A 15495-nucleotide genomic window follows, 5' to 3' on the forward strand; every position below is an offset into this window, starting at 1 on the left:
GGCTCATGGCACCCCAGGCTGGCTGGTGCAGGCCGCCAGGTCCTCCAGAAAGGCCTGCAGGATGGGCGGGCGCGACACTCCGCGCCGGGTCACCACTTCGAAGGGTGAGCTGAGGTTCAGCGTGCTGGCCCCCAGGCGACGCATTTCGCCCGTCTTGACCCACTGCTCGGCAAAGTGCTCGGGCAAAAAACCGATGTAGGCCCCGGAAATGATCAGGATCGCCGCTGCCTCGATGTTCTCCACCGTTGCGTCGGCCTTGGCGATGCCCAGTTGCTCCAGGTCGTACTGCTGCATGTAGCCACGCACCACGATTCGGCTCTGGCGCACGTCTTCCATCAGCCGGCCGTTGGCTGCATTGCTGGCGAACAACGGGTGGCGCCGGCCACAGTAAAGCCCCAGGGCCTCGTCATACAGCGGCAGGTAGGACAAGCCAGCCACCCGTAGCGGGAAATGGCCGATGGCCAGGTGCAGCCTGCCATCCAGCACGCGCTCTTCGAGTTCTGCCGGGGCACCGATGTAGATGTGCAGGTGGGCATCGTGCCCGCGTGAAACAAAGCGCTGGGTGGTGCGCGGTAGCGGCGAGACGGGGTCGGTCAGGGTGGAGTCGATGATGCCCAGGTTGAGCTTGCCGCTGATGTGCTGCTTGAGCACGTCGGCGTCCAGGCAAAAGCTCTCCACGGCACTGAGCAAGCGCAAGGTTGCCTCATGGATCGCCACCCCTTGCTCGGTCAGGCGAAAGCCGCTGCGCCCGCGTTGGCACAGCTTGACCCCCAGGCGGGTTTCCAGGTGCGTCATCTGTTCGCTGATGGTCGACTGGCCGGCATTGAGTGCCGCCTGCGCGGCAGAAAAGCCGCCGCACCGGACGATAGTGGTGAATACCCTGAGCAGCTTCAGGTCGACATCGTGGAGCTGGATCACCGTAGCCTCCCGGCCGGGCCTCACATCGCCCGTGCTGATATGAGCGCCCGTGCATTGTTCTTGTTGCGCAAGCTAACCATGAGTGCCAGGCCGCTGCAATGCCTGGCGTTGCCCGCCCGCATTGCCTTCGGTTACATCGGAAGGGGCGATGTATGTATCTGCACTTGCGCATTTTTCCCTGCCCCGGTGGTTGCCATAGTGGCTGCAACGGTGGTCGAGCAGTCGCCCCGTCTCCTGACATACAACAAGAAGTGGAGAAACCAGAACATGGCAAAACACGGTTATGAGTCCGGCCGCCTGAACCTGCCCTTCGTGGGCCATTGCACGTTCGCCAAGGCGCCGGTATGCACCGACTGGGAGGCTATCGACGCCGACGTGGCGATTTTGGGCGCGCCCAACGACATGGGCACCCAGTGGCGTTCAGGGGCGCGTTTCGGGCCGCGTGGCATTCGCGAGGCATCCACCCTGTTTTCCTTCGGCCATGCCGGTGCCTACGACTTCGAGGATGACGCCACCTACCTGACCGAAGACCAGGTGCGCATGGTCGATGTGGGCGATGCCGACATCGTGCACACCGACATGGTCAGCAGCAACGCCAACATCGAGGCGGCCGTCAGGCAGATCCTCGCAGCCGGCGCCATGCCGGTGGTACTGGGCGGTGACCATTCGGTGCATGCCCCGGTGATCAAGGCGTTCGAAGGCCACGGGCCGATCCACATCGTGCATTTCGATGCCCACCTGGACTTCGTCGACGAGCGCCATGGCGTGCGCTATGGCCACGGCAGCCCACTGCGCCGCGCCTCGGAGCTGGATCACATCGTCGGCATGACCCAGATGGGTATCCGCAACGTGTCGTCATCCAACCGCGACGACTACGACGCCGCTCGCGAGGCCGGCTCGCAGATTCTTTCGGTACGTGACGTACGCCGCCTGGGCTGCGAGGGGGTGCTGGCGAAAATCCCGGAAGGGCGCAACTACTACATCACCATCGACATCGACGGCTTCGACCCCTCCATTGCCCCTGGCACCGGCACGCCGAGCCATGGCGGGTTCCTTTACTACGAAGTACTGGAAATCATCCAGGCGCTGGCCAAGCGCAGCCACGGCCGCATTGTCGGTATGGACCTGGTCGAAGTGGCCCCGGCCTACGACCCCACCGGCATGACCTCGATCCTTGCCGCGCAACTGCTGATGAACAGCATCGGCTTCATTTTCCACGCGCGCGCCAAAGCCCGCTGACCCGGAGACTGTACTGTGGACAACAAGGTAAAAGCCTATTTGCAGGCCTTTGGTGTTAGCGAGGCGACCCAACGCTTTCTCAGCAAGCCGCAGCGCATGTTCATTGGGGGTGCCTGGCTGGAAGCCAGCGACGGTGGCAGCGCCGAGGTGGTCGAGCCCTCTACCGAAGGGGTACTGACGCGCATCCCCATGGGTACCGCAGATGACCTTGACCGTGCGGTGCGCGCCGCGCGTGCGCAGTTCGACGGTGGCGCCTGGAGCCAGCTGAAACCGCTGGAGCGCGAACGCCTGATCCATCGCCTGGCCGACCTGATCGAAACCCACGGCGACGAACTGGCGCAGATCGAAGCCATCGACATGGGCAAGTCGGTGGTGCAGGCGCGTGCTGTCGACATTCAGGGCACGGTCGACACCCTGCGCTATTTCGCCGGTTGGGCCAGCAAGATTCATGGCCGCACCGTCGAGCCTTCGCTACCAGGCAATTACCTGGCATACACCCGCAAGGAAGCGGTAGGGGTGGTCGGCGCCATCGTGCCGTGGAATTTCCCGCTGCAAACCATGGCCTGGAAACTGGGCGCAGCGCTGGCCACCGGCTGCACCGTGGTGGTCAAGCCGGCGGAGCTGACCTCGCTGTCGGCATTGCGCTTTGCCGAACTGGTACAGGCGGCAGGCCTTCCCGACGGGGTGGTGAACATCGTGACCGGGCGCGGCAGCGTGGTCGGCCAGGCGATGTCCAGCCACCCGGGCATCGACAAGCTGAGCTTTACCGGCTCTACCCCGGTGGGTTGTACAGTGGGCAAGACGGCGATGGACCAGATGAAGCGCCTCACCCTCGAACTGGGCGGCAAGTCGCCAGTGATCGTGTTTGCCGACGCGGACATCGAGGCGGCGGCGCAAGCCGTGGCCAACGGCGTATTCTTCAATTCCGGGCAAGTGTGCGACGCCGGTACCCGTGCTTACATCGAGCGCAGTGTCTACCCGGCATTTCTCGAAGCGCTGGCGCGCTACACCGCGACGTTGAAGATCGCCCCGGGGCTCGACCCTGAGTGTTTCATCAGCCCCATGGTGTCGCAGCAACAGCAGCAGCGGGTGCTGGATTACATTGCTCTGGGCAAGGCTGAAGGCGCGCAGGTGCACTATGGCGGCGAGCCGCTGGACGGCCCGGGCTTTTACGTGCAGCCGACAATCTTCGCCCACTGCCGCAACGACATGCGCATCGTCAGCGAGGAAATCTTTGGCCCGGTGCTGGTCACCCAGCCGTTCGATACCCAGGAGCAGGCCCTGGCCCTGGCCAACGACTCGCTGTTCGGCCTGGCCGCGGCGATCTACTCCAACGACCTGGGCAGGGTGCACGGGCTGATCCCGCAGTTGCGGGCCGGTACCGTGTACGTCAACGCCCACAGCACCCTCGACCCGGCCATGCCGTTCGGTGGCTACAAGCAGTCGGGCTATGGCAAGGACCTGGGCGCGGAACAACTGGAGTTTCTGCTGGAGACCAAGGCGGTCTGGATCACCTTGCCCTGAGGTTCAGGGCCTGTCTGCGTCGCTGAGGTTTGGCGAGCGACGCAGGTTCAATCAAGCATCGAATTTCAAGAACAAGAACCTGTCGAGGTGATGCCGATGAACAGCCAAGTGGATGTGGAACGTGCGCAGGACCTGGAAAGGCGCCTGTGCGCCTACGAGGAATTGGAGAAGCGTGTGCAGTGGCCGGGCGCCTTGACGGCGGCTGACGTGGTTGCACTTACCCTGCTGGTGCTGGTGATGATTGCTGGCGCGTACTACCTGGGAGGCCAGCCATGAGCGCCTCCCGCGAGCAGGAGTTTCGCCTGGGTGCGGAACGTGGCGACACCCCCTTGCTACCCGGTGAGCGGGTCTGGGGGTTCTGGGGCTTTGCCTACGCCAACTCGGCGCTGGCGGTGGCCACCTGGGTGTTCCTGATCGGCGGCGCCACGGCGCTGTTCGTCGGGCCCTTGCAAGGGATTGCGGCGATCATCATCGGCAACATTATCGGCGTGGTGCTGGCTGCCTCGTCCACCTGCCTGCCCTGTGGCAAGTACGGCGTCGAGCAGTTCACCTTCCTGCGCAGCATGTTCGGCCTCAATGGCAGCCGCCTGGTCTACTTCCTCTCGGTGGTGGTGCTGACCATGGGGTGGCTGGCGGTGCTTGGGCTGATGTGCGGGCGGGCGCTGGACAACCTCGAGACCCTGGTGCAACAGCGCCAGCCCGGCGCAGACGGTTGGCTGGTAACCGCCGGGGCTTTGCTGGCCATTGTGCTGGCGGCCCTGGTTGCCATGCGCGGGCCGGACATGATCCGCCGCCTGAGTGCGGTGATCGCACCCAGCCTGATCCTGATCATGCTGGCACTGATGTACTTCATTTCCCGGCGCTACAGCCTCGACGAACTGCTGGCCATGCCGCCCTTGCAGCCACCCTTCGAGAACCCGCACGTCAACTTCATGGTCGCGGTGGAAATCAACATTGCTGCGGGCTTTTCGTGGTGGCCCTACATCGGCAACCTGTCGCGCCTGTGCAGCAACCAGCGTACGGCCTTCTGGCCCAACCTGGTGGGCATCTTCGGCGCCGCTTCGCTGGGTGAGTCGGTCAGCCTGTTCGCGGCCACCACCCTGGGCAGCAGCGACCCCACGGCGTGGATGCGCCTGGCCGGTGGCATGGGCTTCGGTATCATCGCCTTGAGTTTCCTGGCGCTGGCGAACCTGACCGGCATGGTCAACATCCTCTACACCGCAGTGATCGGCTTGCGCCAGCTGGCAGGCGAACGCCTGCGCAGTGTGGGTTGGGGGGTGTTGATCGCGCTGTTCTGCATCATCCCGGTGGTTATCGTGGTGTTGCTGCCGGGGATCTACGATGGCTTCTTCATCTTCCTGGTATGGACCTCCGCCCTTAACAGCGCTCTGGCCGGTATCGGCATCGCCGATTACTTCTTCCTGCGCAAGCAACGCCTGAACCTGCGGCACATCTACGCCGAACAGAGCGTGTCGCCCTTGCGCTACTGCAAAGGCTTCAACCCCGTCGCGCTGGTGGCGCTGGCGGCGGGCTTTGCGGTCTACGTGGTGGTGTTCAACCCGCAAACCCTGGCCCATACCGACTTCTTCACCTTCGCCACGGCCTCGCTACCGTCCTGCCTGCTGGCCGGGCTGGTGCACTACGGCCTGACCCGACTGCTGGCAGCACGCCTGGGTTGGGGCGGCTACCCAAAGCGTAATGCATGCAATATCGAGGCCGTAGGCCTTCGCGCACAGGACTAGAACAATGACCAAGCGATACGACTACATCATCATCGGTGCGGGCTCGGCCGGCTGCGTGTTGGCCAACCGCCTCAGCGAAGACGCCGGTACTTCGGTACTGGTACTGGAGTTCGGCGGCAGCGACCGCAGCGTGCTGATCCAGATGCCCAGTGCGTTCTCCTTGCCGATGAACACCAAAAAATACAACTGGCACTACGAGACCGTGGCCGAGCCGCACCTCGACAACCGGCGCCTGCACTGCCCACGGGGCAAGGTGCTGGGCGGTTCGTCGTCGATCAATGGCCTGGTGTACATCCGTGGCCATGCCTGTGACTTCGATGAGTGGGAAAGCCTGGGCGCGAAAAACTGGAGCTACCGCAATTGCCTGCCGTATTTCAAACGTGCCGAGCAATACAAATTCGGTGGTGACGACTACCGGGGCGGGGCGGGGCCGCTGTCGACCAACAACGGCAACAACATGAGAAACCCGCTGTACGGTGCCTGGATCGAAGCCGGTGCCGAGGCCGGCTACATCAAGACCGACGACTGCAACGGCTACATGCAGGAAGGCTTTGGTGCCATGCACATGACGGTGAAGGATGGCGTGCGCTGGTCCACCGCCAATGCCTACCTGCGCCCGGCCATGAGCCGGCCGAACCTGACCGTGATCACCCATGCCATGACCCGGCGCATCTTGCTGGAGGGCAAGCGGGCGGTGGGCGTGGAGTACGACCAGGGCGGGCAGACGCACAAAGTCATGTGCAACCGCGAGGTGCTCGTGGCGTCTGGCCCGATCGGTTCGCCGCACTTGCTGCAGCGCTCCGGCATCGGCCCGGCTGCGGTGCTGAAAAACGCCGGTATCGAGGTGCGCCACGACTTGCCTGGGGTGGGCGAGAACCTGCAGGACCACTCGGAAATCTACATCCAGTATGCGTGCAAGGAGCCGGTAACCCTCAACGGCAAGATGAACCTGTTGGGCAAGGCCCTGATCGGCTTGCGCTGGTTGCTGTTCAAGGACGGCCTGGGGGCCAGCAACCACTTCGAGGCGGGCGGCTTCATCCGTTCGTCCAAGGGCCTGCGCTGGCCGGACATCCAGTTTCACTTCCTGCCAGCGGCCATGCGCTACGACGGCGACAAGCCCTTCAAGGGGCATGGTTTCATGGTGCTGACCGGGCCCAACAAGCCCAAGAGCCGGGGCCATGTGCGGGCGTTGTCGGCCGACCCTTACCAGCACCCGCAAATCCGCTTCAACTACCTGGCGAGCGAAGAGGACCGCGAGGGCTTCCGCCGCTGTGTGCGGCTGACCCGCGAGATCATCGCCCAGCCGGCCATGGACCGCTACCGCGGCGAAGAGCTGGCGCCGGGGCCGCAGGTGCAGACCGACGAAGAAATCGACGCCTTCGTGCGCGCCAACATGGAAAGCACCATGCACCCGTGCGGCTCGTGCCGCATGGGCGAGGATGACATGGCAGTGGTGGACTCTGCGTTGCGTGTACACGGCTTGCAGGGGCTGCGGGTGATCGACTCCTCGGTGTTCCCGAGCGAGCCCAATGGCAACCTCAACGCCCCGACCATCATGCTGGCCGAGCGCGCCGCCGACCTGGTGCGCGGGCGCCAGCCGCTGGCACCGGCTGATGTGCCGGTTGGGCTGGTGGGGGGCTGGGAAGAAGAGCAGCGTAGCCGCAAGCCGGTGCGCGAGATGCCTGTCCGTTAAACTACCGGTTGACGCGGTCAATGTGGGAGCGGCCTTGTGTCGCGAAAGGGCTGCAAAGCAGCCCCAGGATTTCAGCGCAGAAGCACAAATTGCTGGGGCTGCTTTGCAGCCCTTTCGCGACACAAGGCCGCTCCCACAGAGGCCAGTCCAGGCCATGAGATTGGACTGAATGCGCTCCATTGGAATGATTTCGATACAGGGGGTGCAAGTACAGCGCTGGCGATGCCTGGGGCAGCACAACGGCCTGATTGACGCAAATAGATGGAGTGACTTCTTTACAGCCGGTCCAGCCCTTTTCGCCAGAACCCCTCTAACTCGCAGTATTTGCGCTTGGCACAGACCTTGCTCCCCCACCTTGCACTCGCTCGGCACTGAACGTTGTTCATCCGGTCCCGAGGGTTGAACTTGTGACGTTATAAAAACAATTAAACCAGCAAGGTACATAACAATGACTAACTTGCCGCACGGTCACTGCCCGCCTGAAGGTGACGCACACGCACTCAAACGCAACCTGTCCAACCGCCATATCCAGCTGATCGCCATCGGCGGTGCCATCGGCACCGGCCTGTTCATGGGCTCTGGCAAGACCATCAGCCTGGCTGGGCCTTCCATCATCTTTGTCTACATGATCATCGGCTTCATGCTGTTCTTCGTCATGCGCGCAATGGGCGAGCTGTTGCTGTCCAACTTGCAATACAAATCGTTCATCGACTTTGCTGCTGACCTGCTAGGGCCGTGGGCGGGGTTCTTTACCGGCTGGACCTACTGGTTCTGCTGGATTGTCACCGGCATTGCCGATGTGATTGCCATTTCTGCCTATACACAATTCTGGTTCCCCGACATGCCATTGTGGATACCGGCGCTGACCTGCGTGGGGCTGTTGCTGACGTTGAACCTGATGAGCGTCAAGATGTTCGGGGAAATGGAGTTCTGGTTCGCCATGATCAAGATCGTGGCCATTTGCGCGCTGGTCTGCACCGGCTTCTACATGGTGGCGGCGGCCTATCAGTCGCCGGCCGGGCATGCCGCAGCGCTGGCCAACCTGTGGAACGACGGCGGGATGTTCCCCCACGGCGCCATGGGCTTTTTCGCGGGCTTTCAGATAGCGGTGTTTGCCTTCGTCGGCATCGAGCTGGTGGGTACGACTGCGGCCGAAACCAAGAACCCGGAGCGCAACCTGCCGCGGGCGATCAACTCGATTCCGGTGCGCATCATCGTGTTCTATGTGCTGGCGCTGATCGCCATCATGGCCGTTACCCCGTGGCGTGAAGTGGTGGCCAACAAGAGCCCCTTCGTCGAGTTGTTCGTGCTGGCCGGCCTGCCGGCAGCCGCAGGCATCATCAACTTCGTGGTACTGACCTCGGCCATGTCGTCGGCCAACAGCGGCGTGTTCTCGACCAGCCGCATGCTTTACGGCCTGGCGATGGACGGTGATGCGCCTGGCAAGTTCGGCGCACTGTCCCGCCGTGCCGTGCCCTCCAATGGCCTGATCTTCTCGTGTATGTGCCTGACCGGCGGGGCGCTGGTGATCTACCTGGTGCCGAACATGCTCGATGCCTTCACCCTGATTACCACGGTATCGGCACTCCTGTTCATGTTTGTCTGGTCGATCATCCTGCTGTCGTACCTGGCGTACCGCAAGCAGCGCGACCCGTTGCACCAGGCGTCGAAGTACAAGATGCCGGGCGGCACCGTGATGTGCCGGGTATGCCTGGCGTTCTTCGCCTGCATCCTGGCATTGCTGGCATTGGAGGCCGACACCCGCATGGCGTTGTACCTGGTGCCGGTGTGGTTTGCCGTGCTGGGCCTGGCGTACCGGTCCATCCGCCAGAAAAAACAGGCGACGGCGCAGTTGTCGTTTGACGCTGATTGACCGGCCCATTCATGTGTTGCCCAAGGGGACGGCGCGCTGCGCTGTCCCCTTGTTGTCTTGTTGCCAAACACGGATTTTGGCTGAGGAGCTTAGATGAGAATCCACGTCAATTTTGTCGACCGTGTCGGCATCACCCAGGAAATCCTGTCGCTGCTCGGGGCGCGCAACCTCAACCTGGACGCGGTGGAAATGATTCCGCCGAATGTCTACATCGATGCCCCGACGCTGTCCCCGGTCGTGCTGGATGAACTGTATGCCGCCTTGTTGGGGGTGGACGGTGTGCAGGAGGTGTCGCTGGTCGACTTCCTGCCCGGCCACCGCCGGCGCTTGCAGCTGGAGGCCTTGCTGGCCGCCATGAGCGACCCGGTGCTGGCAGTGGACCCCACTGGCCATGTGCTGCTGGCCAACCCGACGCTGGTCAGCCTGGTGGGCCACGAGCCGGCGGGTGAGCCGTTGAGCAAGCTGTTTGCCGAGCCGAACCTGGCGCAGAACCTGATCGACAAGGGTTTTCGCCTGCCCATGTGCGAGGTGAGCTTTCAGGACCAGTCCCTGCTGCTGGAGGCCACGCCCATCAGCGGCGGCGCCGAAGGCCTGGTGGGGGGCTTGCTGACCCTGTACCCACCCAGCCGCATCGGCGAGCGCCTGGCCTCGCTGCTGCATGACAACGGTGAAGGGCTTGGGGCGTTGCTGGGGGAATCGGCCGCGCTGCAGGCGCTCAAGGCGCGCTTGCACAAAGTGGCGAGCCTGGAGGCGCCGTTGCTGATCCAGGGCGAGACCGGTACGGGCAAGGAGCTGGTGGCCCGTGCCTGCCATGCGCTCAGTGCCCGGCGCGATACGTCATTCCTGGCGCTGAACTGCGCAGCGCTGCCCGAAAGCCTGGCCGAAAGCGAGCTGTTCGGCTACGCCGCCGGCGCCTTCACCGGCGCCCAGCGCGGTGGCAAGCCGGGCCTGTTGGAGCTGGCCGATGGCGGTACGGTGTTTCTCGATGAAGTGGGCGAGATGTCGCCCTACCTGCAGGCCAAGCTGCTGCGCTTTCTCAACGACGGCAGTTTTCGCCGGGTGGGGGGTGGCAACGAGGTGCGGGTGAATGTGCGGGTGGTCTGTGCCACCCACCGTAACCTGGAAAACATGGTGATGGAGGGCAGTTTTCGCGAAGACCTGTACTACCGGCTGAACGTGCTCAACCTGAAGGTGCCGCCCCTGCGCGAGCGCGGCAAGGACATTCTGCTGCTGGCCGAACATTTCCTGCGCCAGGCCTGTGCGCAGATACAGCGCTCACCCTGCCGCCTGGCGTTGGCCACCCATCCGCTGCTGTTGGGCAATCGCTGGTCAGGCAATGTGCGCCAGTTGCAGAACGTGATTTTCCGCGCAGCAGCCATCAGCGAAGGCGAGGTGATCGACTGCGACGACCTGGAACTGGCCGGCACCGCATTGAGCAGTCAGCAGGCCGAGGGGGCGGAAATCGTCAGCCTGGAGGCCGCCGTGCAGGCCTTTGAAAAGGCCTTGCTGGAGAACTTGTACCAGAGCTACCCCTCGACCCGGCAACTGGCCGTGCGGCTGCAGACTTCCCACACGGCCATCGGTCAGCGCCTGCGCAAGTACGGCATCGCCAGCCGGGTCTCGTAGCTGACCCGGTTCGAATGCGCTCCACTGGAGTGATTGCGCTCCGTTTTGCTGTGGAGCCCGCATCCAGTGGCGGCCCCCACAATCGATGATTGCCGGGCGCTGGCGGTGGAGCGAATACGCTCCGCTGCAGGTCCTTCGAAACGTTCGATCGCATGCTCCAAGCTACTGATAAATATAGAAAATACTGAGTTGGCATCGCCCTTGCTCTTGTATCTGGCAGTCCCGCACAGGGACCCACCCGATAACAAGAGAGGAACGTCCATGAGCACTCTGCGTTTTACGCCCGAACACGAATGGCTGCGTCTGGAAGCGACCGGCGAGCTGACCGTCGGCATCACCAGCTATGCCCAGCAGGCGCTGGGTGACGTGGTGTTCGTGCAACTGCCGGAGCCTGGCGAGTACGGGGAAGGCAATGAAGTCGCGGTGCTCGAGTCGGTAAAGGCCGCCAGCAACATCACCATGCCGGTGAAAGGCACGGTGGTGGCGGTTAACCAGGCACTGGCCGACGACCCTGAGCTGATCAACGCCTCGCCCATGCAGGACGGCTGGTTCTTCCGTATCCAGGCCAGCAACCCTGCTGACCTCGATAGCCTGATGGACCAGGACGGCTACGACCGCTTCCTGGCCGACAACGCCTGAACCGGGGTGGCCGCCATGAACAACCCGTGTATCCCGCTGGGCACGCTTGATGAATTTGTTGCCCGTCACATTGGCCCGCGCGAAGGCGATATCGCGGCCATGCTGGCGCTGACCGGCCATGATTCGCTCGACGCGCTGGTCGACAGCGTCATCCCCGCCAGCATAAAAGGCAGCAGTGTGCTCACGCTGACCCCGGGGCAGGGCGAGGCAGAGGCGCTGGCCGCACTCAAGGCGATTGCCGCGAACAACCAGCTGTATCGCAACCACATCGGCCAGGGCTATTACCCTTGCCATACCCCGGCTCCGATTCTGCGCAACCTGCTGGAGAACCCGGCCTGGTACACCGCGTATACCCCGTACCAGCCGGAAATTTCCCAAGGCCGCCTGGAAGCACTGCTGAACTTCCAGACCCTGATCAGCGACCTGACCGGTATGGAAATCGCCAACGCCTCGTTGCTCGATGAAGCCACCGCTGCCGCCGAGGCCATGACCTTCTGCAAGCGCCTGGCGAAGAACAAAGCCCCGGCGTTCTTCGCCTCCCGCCATTGCCACCCGCAAACCCTCGATGTGTTGCTTACCCGTGCGCGGCCACTGGGTATCGAGGTGGTCATCGGTGATGAGGCGGCGCTGGAGGGCCAACCCCTGGACGGCTATTTCGGCCTGCTGTTGCAGTACCCGGCCAGTACCGGTGCAATTGTCGATCACCGCGCCCTGGTGCAACGCGCCCATGCAGCGGGCGCGCTGGTTTCGGTATCCGCAGACCTGCTGGCCCTGACGTTGCTGGCGCCCCCGGGGGAGTGGGGCGCAGACGTGGTCATCGGCAGTGCCCAGCGCTTTGGTGTGCCACTGGGTTTCGGCGGCCCGCATGCGGCGTACTTTGCCACCCGCGATGCGTTCAAGCGCGACATGCCCGGCCGCCTGGTCGGCGTGTCCATCGACCGCTTCGGCAAACCGGCACTGCGCCTGGCCATGCAGACGCGCGAGCAACATATCCGCCGCGAGAAAGCCACCAGCAACATCTGCACCGCACAAGTGCTGCTGGCCAACATCGCCAGCATGTATGCGGTTTACCACGGCCCCCGAGGCCTGGCACAGATCGCCCGGCGGGTGCATCGCCTGACGGCGATCCTGGTGCAGGGGTTGCGCCAGCTTGGGCATCATGTCGAACAGGCGCACTTCTTCGACACCGTCAGCGTGGTAACCGCCAGGCCGTTGGCCGATGTGCTGGCGGCGGCCAACGCTGCCCGGCTGAACCTGCGCCTGATCGACGACGTTCGGGTTGGCGTCGCGCTGGATGAAACCTGCGAGCAGGAGAGCGTCGAGGCCCTGTGGCAGGTGTTCGCGGGCGCCGGGCAGGCGCTTCCGGAGTTCGCCGCTTTGGCTGCCGACGGTGCCGATTGCCTGCCGTCGGTGCTGCTGCGTGACACGCATTACCTGCAGCACCCGGTGTTCAACCGTTATCACTCTGAAACCGGGCTGATGCGCTACCTGCGTCGCCTGGGCGACAAGGACCTGGCCCTGGACCGCAGCATGATCGCCCTGGGCTCATGCACCATGAAGCTCAACGCTGCCAGCGAGATGATCCCGATTACCTGGCCCGAGTTCGGCGCCCTGCACCCGTTCGCCCCGGCCAGCCAATCGCTGGGCTACCGTCAACTGACCGATGAGCTGGAGGCCATGCTGTGTGCGGCCACCGGGTATGACGCCATGTCGTTGCAGCCCAATGCCGGGTCCCAGGGCGAGTACGCCGGTCTGCTGGCCATACGCGCCTACCACGCCAGCCGTGGCGAGGCCGGGCGTGATGTGTGCCTGATCCCGTCGTCGGCCCATGGCACCAACCCGGCCACGGCGCAGATGGCCGGCATGCAGGTGGTGGTGGTCAACTGCGATGAGCGCGGCAATGTCGATGTGACCGACCTGCAGCACAAGGCCGAGCAACACAAGGCCAAGCTGGCGGCCCTGATGATTACCTACCCCTCGACCCATGGTGTGTTCGAAGACGGCATCACGCGAATCTGCGACATCATTCATGCGTGTGGCGGCCAGGTGTACCTGGACGGCGCGAACATGAACGCCATGGTCGGGCTGTGTGCGCCCGGCAAGTTCGGTGGCGATGTGTCGCACCTGAACCTGCACAAGACCTTCTGCATTCCCCACGGTGGCGGCGGCCCCGGCGTCGGTCCGATCGGCGTCAAGGCACACCTGGCGCCGTTTCTGCCGGGGCACGGCCACCTGCCCAAGCAGCAGGGTGCGGTCAGCGCGGCGCCGTATGGCAGTGCTAGTATCTTGCCGATCACCTGGATGTACATCCGCATGATGGGCGGGGCAGGGCTCAAGCGTGCCTCGCAGCTGGCGATCCTCAGTGCCAACTACATTGCCTGGCGCCTGGAAGAGCACTACCCGGTGCTGTACACCGGCGAGAACGGCCTGGTGGCCCACGAGTGCATTCTTGACCTGCGCCCGCTCAAGGACAGCAGCGGCATTGGCGTCGAGGATGTGGCCAAACGGCTGATCGACTTTGGCTTCCATGCCCCGACCATGTCCTTCCCGGTGGCCGGCACGCTGATGGTCGAGCCGACCGAGAGCGAGTCCAAGGAGGAACTTGACCGCTTCTGCGCCGCGATGATCTGCATCCGAGAAGAAATTCGCGCGGTGGAAAACGGCACCCTGGACGCGCTCGACAACCCGTTGAAGAACGCCCCGCACACTGCCAGCGAACTGGTCGGTGAATGGGCCCACAGCTATAGCCGGGAACTGGCGGTGTACCCGCTTGCCGACCTGCGCGAGAGCAAGTATTGGCCGCCGGTGGGGCGCGTGGACAACGTTTACGGCGACCGCAACCTGGCCTGCGCCTGCCCGCCGCTGTCGAGCTATCAAGACGCCTGACCCTGCTGACCCGGAGCCGCTCCGGGCCATATTTGCCGACCAGACAATCAAGGAATCACACCCATGTTCCATAAAAGCCTGACCCTGTCCGATTTCGACCCTGCGCTGTCCGGGGCCATCCGCCGCGAAGTGCAACGCCAGGAAGACCACATCGAGCTGATCGCTTCGGAAAACTACACCAGCCCGCAGGTGATGCAGGCCCAAGGGACCGAACTGACCAACAAGTACGCCGAAGGCTACCCCGGCAAGCGTTATTACGGTGGCTGCGAGCACGTCGACGTGGTCGAGCAGTTGGCCATCGACCGCGCAAAACAACTGTTCGGTGCGGGTTATGCCAACGTCCAGCCGCATTCTGGCTCCCAGGCCAACGCTGCGGTCTACCTGGCCTTGCTGCAAGCCGGCGACACCCTGTTGGGCATGAGCCTGGCGCATGGCGGCCACCTGACCCACGGTGCCAAGGTGTCGTCCTCGGGCAAGCTGTACAACGCTGTGCAATATGGCATCGATGCCAACGGCCTGATCGACTACGACGACGTCGAGCGCCTGGCCGTCGAGCACCAGCCGAAGATGATTGTGGCGGGCTTCTCGGCCTATTCGAAAACCCTCGACTTCCCGCGTTTTCGGCAGATCGCCGACAAGGTCGGGGCCTACCTGTTCGTCGACATGGCCCACGTCGCCGGGCTGGTAGCGGCGGGGTTGTACCCCAACCCGCTGCCGTATGCCGACGTGGTCACCACCACCACCCACAAGACCCTGCGCGGGCCACGTGGTGGCCTGATTCTGGCCAAGGCGGACCCGGAGCTTGAGAAAAAGCTCAATTCGGCGGTGTTCCCGGGCGGGCAGGGCGGGCCGCTGATGCACGTGATCGCGGCCAAGGCGGTGTGCTTCAAGGAAGCTTTGGAGCCTGGCTTCAGGGACTACCAGCACCAGGTCATCAGCAACGCCCAGGCCATGGCACAGGTGTTCATGCAGCGGGGCTTCGACGTGGTTTCAGGCGGCACCGACAACCACCTGTTCCTGGTCAGCCTGACCCGCCAGGGCATTACCGGCAAGGACGCCGATGCTGCGCTGGGGCGTGCGCACATCACGGTGAACAAGAACGCCGTGCCCAACGACCCGCAGTCGCCGTTCGTGACCTCGGGCCTGCGCATCGGCACCCCGGCGGTGACGACCCGTGGCTTTAAGGAAGCGGAGTGCCGTGCCCTGGCGAGCTGGATCTGCGACATCCTCGAACACCTCGGTGATGCTGACGTCGAGGCCCATGTGGCGGGCCAGGTCTCTGAATTGTGCAAGCTGTTCCCGGTATATCCGGCCTAGCAAATGGGGCTGCAAAGCAGCCCCTGTGATGCTGTCGG

The 15495-nt window shown here is 63.7% G+C and carries 11 protein-coding genes; 10 read left to right on the forward strand and 1 reads right to left on the reverse strand.

The features are described 5' to 3' along the window. Positions 1–3 precede the first annotated feature (3 nt). Positions 4–918, reverse strand: a complete 915-nt coding sequence (locus CKW35_RS02290) for a LysR family transcriptional regulator (protein WP_095114916.1) — start codon at positions 916–918, stop codon at positions 4–6. Positions 919–1185: 267 nt separating this feature from the next. Here CKW35_RS02290 and speB point away from each other — a divergent pair, with 267 nt between their 5' ends. The 10 genes from speB (at position 1186) to glyA (ending at position 15457) form a co-directional block, all read left to right on the forward strand. Then, positions 1186–2157 carry an agmatinase gene (gene speB, locus CKW35_RS02295; RefSeq protein ID WP_016486208.1) on the forward strand — a complete coding sequence of 324 codons (972 nt, stop codon included), beginning with the start codon at positions 1186–1188 and terminating at the stop codon, positions 2155–2157. Between the two features lie 15 nt (positions 2158–2172). Next, positions 2173–3681 (forward strand): aldehyde dehydrogenase, encoded by a 1509-nt coding sequence (locus tag CKW35_RS02300; RefSeq protein ID WP_016486209.1) that lies wholly within the window; start codon positions 2173–2175, stop codon positions 3679–3681. A gap of 96 nt (positions 3682–3777) precedes the next feature. Beyond that, the gene (locus tag CKW35_RS02305; RefSeq protein WP_016500197.1) at positions 3778–3957 is read left to right on the forward strand and encodes a hypothetical protein; all 180 of its coding nucleotides are present in this window, start codon (positions 3778–3780) and stop codon (positions 3955–3957) included. After that, the gene (locus tag CKW35_RS02310; protein WP_095114918.1) at positions 3954–5423 is read left to right on the forward strand and encodes a cytosine permease; all 1470 of its coding nucleotides are present in this window, start codon (positions 3954–3956) and stop codon (positions 5421–5423) included. Before CKW35_RS02305 ends, CKW35_RS02310 begins: the two co-directional genes overlap by 4 nt. Positions 5424–5427: 4 nt before the next feature. After that, positions 5428–7116, forward strand: a complete 1689-nt coding sequence (gene betA / locus CKW35_RS02315) for a choline dehydrogenase (protein WP_070086341.1) — start codon at positions 5428–5430, stop codon at positions 7114–7116. 448 nt (positions 7117–7564) lie between these two features. Beyond that, complete coding sequence (gene cycA, locus CKW35_RS02320) at positions 7565–8989, forward strand: D-serine/D-alanine/glycine transporter (RefSeq protein ID WP_095114920.1); 1425 nt, start codon at positions 7565–7567, stop codon at positions 8987–8989. 93 nt (positions 8990–9082) lie between these two features. After that, the gene (locus tag CKW35_RS02325) at positions 9083–10615 is read left to right on the forward strand and encodes a sigma-54-dependent transcriptional regulator (protein WP_016486214.1); all 1533 of its coding nucleotides are present in this window, start codon (positions 9083–9085) and stop codon (positions 10613–10615) included. A gap of 261 nt (positions 10616–10876) precedes the next feature. Next, positions 10877–11254, forward strand: a complete 378-nt coding sequence (gcvH, locus tag CKW35_RS02330) for a glycine cleavage system protein GcvH (protein WP_023047041.1) — start codon at positions 10877–10879, stop codon at positions 11252–11254. Between the two features lie 15 nt (positions 11255–11269). Next, positions 11270–14140 carry an aminomethyl-transferring glycine dehydrogenase gene (gene gcvP, locus CKW35_RS02335; RefSeq protein WP_095115103.1) on the forward strand — a complete coding sequence of 957 codons (2871 nt, stop codon included), beginning with the start codon at positions 11270–11272 and terminating at the stop codon, positions 14138–14140. A gap of 63 nt (positions 14141–14203) precedes the next feature. After that, the gene (gene glyA / locus CKW35_RS02340; protein ID WP_095114922.1) at positions 14204–15457 is read left to right on the forward strand and encodes a serine hydroxymethyltransferase; all 1254 of its coding nucleotides are present in this window, start codon (positions 14204–14206) and stop codon (positions 15455–15457) included. Positions 15458–15495: the final 38 nt, after the last annotated feature.

The organism is Pseudomonas sp. Irchel 3F3 (genome assembly GCF_900187545.1).
Taxonomy (GTDB): domain Bacteria; phylum Pseudomonadota; class Gammaproteobacteria; order Pseudomonadales; family Pseudomonadaceae; genus Aquipseudomonas; species Aquipseudomonas fortuita.